Source organism: Micromonospora sp. MP36 (assembly GCF_008119785.1).
GTDB lineage: Bacteria > Actinomycetota > Actinomycetes > Mycobacteriales > Micromonosporaceae > Micromonospora.
Genome location: NZ_VSFA01000023.1, coordinates 77739 through 84538 on the forward strand (window position 1 = coordinate 77739; position 6800 = coordinate 84538).

At 68.7% G+C, this 6800-nt stretch carries 4 protein-coding genes; 2 read left to right on the forward strand and 2 right to left on the reverse strand.

Annotation, left to right across the window (positions count from 1 at the left end):
• The first annotated feature begins 2 nt into the window (after nt 1-2).
• Complete coding sequence (locus FXF52_RS18180; RefSeq protein ID WP_148798108.1) at nt 3-2201, forward strand: MMPL family transporter; 2199 nt, start codon at nt 3-5, stop codon at nt 2199-2201.
• A gap of 152 nt (nt 2202-2353) precedes the next feature.
• On the opposite strand, the gene FXF52_RS18185 is transcribed toward FXF52_RS18180, so the two are convergent.
• Nucleotides 2354-3571 carry an SGNH/GDSL hydrolase family protein gene (locus tag FXF52_RS18185; protein WP_187413570.1) on the reverse strand — a complete coding sequence of 406 codons (1218 nt, stop codon included), beginning with the start codon at nt 3569-3571 and terminating at the stop codon, nt 2354-2356.
• 854 nt (nt 3572-4425) lie between these two features.
• A complete protein-coding gene (locus FXF52_RS18195) occupies nt 4426-5886 on the reverse strand; it encodes a S8 family serine peptidase (RefSeq protein WP_148798110.1) in 1461 nt (486 codons plus the stop codon).
• Nucleotides 5887-6384: 498 nt separating this feature from the next.
• Between FXF52_RS18195 and FXF52_RS18200 the strand changes: the two genes are divergently transcribed.
• The coding region (locus tag FXF52_RS18200) for a DUF2625 family protein (RefSeq protein WP_255472088.1) at nt 6385-6800 on the forward strand (416 nt) is incomplete at its 3' end.

Below are 6800 nucleotides of genomic sequence, written 5' to 3' on the forward strand. Positions count from 1 at the left end.
CGATGCGCACTCTCACCAGGGCTTCCGCAGCCGCCACCGGTCGGCGGTCACGGTGGGTCGTCATCGCGGTGTGGCTTGCGCTCGCGATGCTCGCGGTGCCGCTACAAACCAAGCTCAGCGAACGGGCCGCCGACGAGAGCGAAACCTTCCTCGTCCGGGGATCGGAGTCGGCAGAGGCCAAGCGGATCATCAACGAGCAGTTCCGGCGCGGCAGCGAAACAGCGGCGGTAATCGCCTACTTCCGCGAGGGTGGGATCACAGCGGACGACGGACAGCGCGCCGACGCCGACGCCCGCGCGCTGTGCCGATCCGGCGCGATCCCGAACGTGACGATGGTCGCCACCCCGTACCAGCGCGCGTGCGGCGAGACCGATCCGCTCGACATGAGCCCGGGCGGCTCGCTGCTCACCTCACCCGACAACAGCGTCATCTTGAGCACCGTCCTGATGACCGACGACTCGACGCCCGCCGTCGAGCAGGCGGTCGCGGCAATCCGCGAGGTCGTCCCACCGACCGCGGGCGACGAGAGCGGACTGAAGGCCTTCGTCACCGGCCGTGCCGGCTTCGAGGCCGATCGAAGTGCTGCGGTTAAAGGGATCAACGAGACCCTCTTGGCAGTCACGGTCGTCATACTGCTGCTCCTGCTGCTCGCGACCTACCGCTCGCCGCTGGTTGCTCTGGTACCGCTGGCCGTCGTCGCCGTCGCCTATCTCGTCGCGGCCGCCCTCGCCTACGGTCTCGTCGCCGCCGGCCTCACTGCGGTCAGCGGCCAGACGACCGCGATCCTGATCGTGCTGATGTTCGGCGCGGGCACCGACTACTGTCTGCTGATCGTGGCGCGGTTTCGCGACGAACTGCGGCGGGCGCCGGACGTTGAGGAGGCGATGGTCGCCGCCGCCCAGCGCACCGGCCCGGCGATTCTCTCCGCCGGAGCGATCGTCGTCGGCGCGATGCTGGTCCTCGCCCTTGCCGACTTCAACGCCACGCGCGAGATGGGCCCGATCCTCGCCCTCGGCGTCGCGATCATGGTCTGTGCCGGTCTGACGCTCCTGCCCGCGATGCTCACCGCCCTCGGACGACGGGCGTTCTGGCCCGCGATTCCCCGCCACGAGCCCGAGTCCGCACCCGCAGTCACGTTTTGGGGGCGCATCGCGAGCCTTGTTCACGCACGACCCGGAATGATCGCCGCGGCGGTCACCGTTCTCCTTGCCGCGGGCGCGCTGGCCACCATCGGCGGGCGTCCGGCGCTCGACTTTGCCGAGTCGTTCCGCGAGGCGCCGGACTCGGTCCGCGGTCAACAGGTGATCCGCAACCACTTCATCCCCGGCCGGGCGGCGCCGCTTCGCATCGTCGTAGCCGACGAGGTAAGCGGGAAGGTCCAGAGCGCTCTCACCGAAGGCACACATTCACCCATCGCCGACATGCACGCGGTGGCCAGGTCGATCGGGGCGGACAGCGGCTTCCTGGGTGCGGCGGCGCAAGGCCAGCGAAGGTCCGCGACAAACTTGGTCATCTTCGACGCGGACCTGCGGATGGATCCGTTCTCAGAGCGGGCCACCGACGCCGTCCCCGTGCTGCGTGAGATCGCTGACCGCGCGGCCGACGGCCGGACCATCCTGATCGGCGGGACCGTGGCCGAGAACTACGATGCTCGCCAGGCACTCAGGCGTGACACCAGGCTGATCGTCCCGGTCGGCCTTGCCCTGATCCTCCTCGTCCTCACTCTGCTCCTGCGCGCGGTGGTGATGCCGCTCTACGTGATCGCGACCGTGATCCTCTCCTTCGGCTTCGCCCTCGGCGTCAGTTCCCTCATCTTCACCCACATCCTCGGCCAGCCGGCCTCAGACCCAAACCTGCCGTTGTACGCGTTCATCTTCCTCGTCGCCCTGGGCGTCGACTACAACGTGTTTCTCCTCAGTCGGATCAGCGAACAGCGTCGGCAGCACGAGACCCGCCGCGCGGTGACGCAGGCCCTTGAGCGAACCGGCGGCGTGATCACCTCCGCCGGCCTCGTGCTGGCCGCCACCTTCGCGACCTTGATGGCGGTTCCGATGGAGGCGCTGTTTCAGATCGGCTTCGTGATCACCCTGGGCCTGCTCGCCGACACGTTCCTCGTCCGGGCCCTGCTCGTCCCCGCTCTCGCGGTGCTGCTCGGCGAGCGAAACTGGTGGCCCTCCAGGCAGACCGCCACCCCGGGCTGACGTCGCCGGCCGCTGCATCCCGGTCATCATCTCGCTCCACGACGTTCCCCGCGGAACGGAGGCAATGGCGCTGTACCTGCCGAAAGTACCGCGGCATCAAGCCCTGACGGCCGCCCGGAGGCGGATCCCCGGACGGCCGTTGCCGGAGCTGGTTACAGCTGGTCGAGCGGTACCGCCTCGGCCATCGCCTGGTAGCCGGCGTCGCTGGGGTGCAGGTGGTCGCCGCTGTCGTAGCCGGCGCGAAGCCGGCGCGGGTCTTCCGGGTCCCGCAGCGCTTGGTCGAAGTCGACGACGGCGTCGAACGCGTCGGCCGTGCGTACCCAGGCGTTCACCTGCTGGCGCACGTCCTCGGTCTGTTGCGTACCGTACGGGCCGGGCCGGCCGTAGGACGGTGTGATGGTGCCGCCGAGCACCCGGATGCCGTGTGCCCGCAGCTGCGTGGCCACCTGCTGCACACCGGCGATCAGCGAAGCCGCGTCGGCGTGGTGATCACCGCCGATGTCGTTGATGCCCGCCAGCAGGATCACCGATCGCACGCCGTCCTGGGCGAGCACGTCGCGGTCGAGCCGGGCCAGCACCGACGGACTGGCCCCGCAGCAGGCGGACGTACGCAGCAACTCGTTCCCGCCGATCCCTGCGTTGCCGACGCCGAGCCGTAACGGTTGTGGCCGGGCGGCCAGCCGCCGGGCGAGCGCGTCGGGGTAGCGGGAGTTGGTGTCCGTCGAGGACCCGGTGCCGTCGGTGATCGAGTCCCCGAGGGTGACGACCGCGGCGGCTCGGCGGCTCGGCACGCTCACCCCGGAGAGGAAGAACCACGCTCGAGTCTGACCGGTGAAGGCGGTGCCCGCCGCCGCGGCGGCGTGATCGCCGGAGGCGATGTACGACGTCTGGTGGGCGTTGCCGAAGTCGGCGTGCCCAGTCGGTGGCCCGGTGTCGCGGGGCAGGTAAAGGCTGACCGCCAGATCGGCCAACGCCGGCACCGTCAGGTCGGCCGGGTCACTGACCACGTCCCCGCCCTCTGGCAGGGTCACCCCGGGCGATCCACCGAAGGTGAGCCGGACGTTGCGGCCGCTGATGCTCGCCCCGCTGCCCAGCAGACCCACGAACGCGCCGTCCAGCAGAACCGGCGCCGCACCGAAGGTGTTGGACAGTCGGATACGGACCCGCTCGCCGCCGATCGAGGTGTGCACGATCATCCGGAGCGTCTGGTCGGCGAACCCCGCCTGCTGCGGCTTCTGTGGCGCGGCCTGCCAGGTCTGGCTCCACGCCCGCATGCCATGGTCCAGTTCGGGCTTCCCATCGTCGGCCCTGCTCCCCATCGCCGGTACCGCCAGCCCGGCGACCATCACCAGCGCAGCCACAACGGCCATCGCCCACAATCGCCGCCGCGGCCTCCATCCGCTCGCCATGTCCGGCATCGAACCTCCTCTGTGCGCCGTAGGTGCCGCGACAGTTTCAGCTTTCGCACGGACGACGGTGCCGACAGGGAAAACGGATCGATGAACGGTCGCAATTCATCGCTGACCGGCAGCCCCGCTAGCAGAACAGCCATGACCAGGACGATCTCCACAACCGCCAAAGCTATCCACGGCCCATCAGCGGGCGCCGACAAGCGGCGGAGTCGGCAGCGAACCTGAACAGGTCGGCGTGGCCAGCGCTTGGCTGCTGGCCACGGCCACGTGCAGGTGGAGCAGCCTCGGTGTACAACCTGCCTGTGTTGGCGCCCGCTGCTCAGACGGGTGTAGCCACCCTGTCAGTGCCCGTCGGCGCACCCGACACCAGGGCCACGGTGGCGATGAAGCGGGCACCCCGCCGATGGTGGGCAGGTGCTGACGCGTCGCTCGGTGTAGAGGGCAGCCGAGCCGCCCGGACCCGGAGGACCGGGCGGCCCGTCGCGGACGCCCGGTCCCCGGAGGGCTCCCGGTATTCAGGGGAGCAGGCCCCAGCGCTCGAAGTGTTGCCTGTCCTCGAACGCCATCGGAATGACCTTCTCCTGTTGTCAGGCACTCCGGCGCCTCGTCGGCGAGGAGTCGTCCCCGGTACTACTTCCTGAACGCCGCGGCGTACGTGTCGTAGCGGTCCTGGTCATGGATCGTGAGCTGCGCCAGAGCAAACACGGTCATCGCGGCATGTTGCCAGCCGGTGATCGTGCGCTCCGGGGCGCTGTTTGTTGTCGGTGACGGTGCCGGTTGAACTCGCTACTGCGCGTTGAGCTGACCGGCCATCAGGCAGGTGTCGCCCCCAGCCGTACCGCCGAGGCGTACGCGTCGACGAGGCCGGTTCCCTTGTCGACTGCGGTGGTGTAGGGCCCGACGGTCTGGTAGGCCGCGCCGTCCGTGAACTTGTACGCCGTGGCCTTGAGCGCGTCCTCGACCTGGGCCGGGGTCGCGTTCGGTGCGACCTGGAACAGCTGGGTAACGATGCCCACGATGTGCGGGGTTGCCATCGAGGTACCGCTGATCGTGTTGAACGTGCCGAGGTCCAGCGGCCCGGGGCCGTTGCGCGGGTCCAGACCGGTCGAGCAGATCAGCAGGTATGTCCGGCAGGCCGAGGTGATGTTCGATCCGGGTGCCGCGACGTCCGGGTAGGTCTCCGGGCGCCCCGCCGCCCCGCGGCTGGAGAACGTCGACACGCTACCGTCGCGGGTGCCTGTGCCTTGGTCGTCGTAGGAGGCGACCATGATGATGCCCGGAGTGGGGTCCTGACCCGGAGGGTTGGTAGCGCTGTTGTCCGGGCCGTCGTTGCCAGCCGCCCAGACGGTGACGACACCCTCGGCGGCCAGCGCCCGCTGCAACTTGGTGGTCGCCGAGTTCGAATCAAACACCCCACCGCCACCGGGACCGTACGAGTTGTTACTCACCTTGATCGGCGGGCAGCCCGCGCACGGGTTCAAGTGATGCTCAAGCACCCAGTTCAGCGCGCTGTCCGCACCGAAGATGCTCAGTCCCGCGCCGACCGACAGGCTGATCAGCGTGGCGCCAGGGGCAGCGCCGTGCAGCCGGGTGCCGTCGGTGAGCGTCGTGTCCCGCCCGGCGACGATCCCCGCGACGTGCGTGCCGTGCCCGCCGGCCGACAGCGTGTCGGTGTCGTTGGCCGCAGTCAGGTCGAGGAAGCACGAGTCGTTGGGGAGCGGGAGCGGCAGACCCAGATCGGTGAGCGGGCCGCAGATGTTCTTCAGATTGAGCTTCACTGCGCTGGAACCGTCCGCGTTGCGGAAGAACGGGTGCGTGCCGTCCACACCCGTGTCGATGATCGCCGCCGACACACCGCGGCCGTCGACCGGCCGACCCTGCCCGTCGCGCAGCTCAGCGCGCGCCTGCTCGCCTCGGGTAGCGACGTTCGAGGTCGACAGGTATGGCCGCAGCGGCTGGTCACCTTCGACGTACGTGACACCGGCATGACCGCGAACGGCCGCGATCTGCTCGGCGGTGCCGCGCGCAACCGCGACGCCGATCTTGTTCCAGGTTGTGATGAGCGTGAGGCCGGTGTCGGCGGCCGCCTGCCGGGCGGCGCCGATGCTCGTTCCGTGCACAAACACCGGGATCGTGCCGGAGGTTGTCGTCAGCGTCCGCGCCAGGGAACTGGATATCGGGACGAGTGGGTTGCTCGCCTGCGCCGGCGCGACCGGCGCTACGAGCGCGGCGGTAAGGACGCCGGCGATCAGGAGGGGGGTGGTTCGAGGCATGAGGGGCCTCCTCTGGGAGCGTTTGTGACGCCTATCTATGGCCGATATCGGCGATCACCAAACTTTCGCAACATAGGTATGTCCGTAGGGCGCGAGTGCGTACGGAGTCACCCGCTCGCACTGCAGCCGTCAGGGCGCCGATCACGCGGGCTCATTGATGATCGTCGCAGTGCTGACTTTCAGTTGGAGGTGATGTTGCGGGTAACGCAAGCCGATCGGTGAGCGGTCGTGGTCTTGCACGACCTGGCATGTCCGACGCGCGGATCTGCCGTGATGCGCGCGGCGGCTCGGGCGCCCGAACAGTCACCCTCAGTTATCGAGATCTTGGCGCGGTTCGGACAGCGAACGTCGTTGAAGTTGATGGCCTGATCGACGGCAGGGTTTGCGGCAGGCCTCAGAGTCGCATGGTTGATCCTCCTGCGAGGATGAGGGGGTGGAACACAGTCTGCGTGGTCCGAGATTTCGGCGCTGGTGGCAGCGGCTCCGTATCCGGTGGAGGTGCTACCGGCCGATCCTCAGCGGGCGGCGGCTTGCCTGGCAGCCTTGGAAATCACGACCAGGTCGTGGCTCGGGGCAGTGGTCGCCAACAGTGGCGGGCTGCTGATCGATCACGGTTGGCTTCGGGTGCTTGGTGGTGGGCACGACGGGCTGCCGGATGTGGCTGCCAAGATGGTTCCCGGGGCCGGCCGTCTGGTCGTCGCTTTCGATGTGATGGGCGGGCAGTTCGCGTGGTTGCAGGCGGAACCGGGCGTGAGGCCGACGGTGCATTACTTCGGGCCGGAGGACCTGGCCTGGCAGGATCTTGAGCTTGAGTACGGCGACTGGCTGGAGGAAATGCTCGCCGGTGCACTGACTGGCTTTTATGAGAGGGCGGTTCGAAGATCTTTGAGTTGGTCTGCGGTTGAATCCCGGAC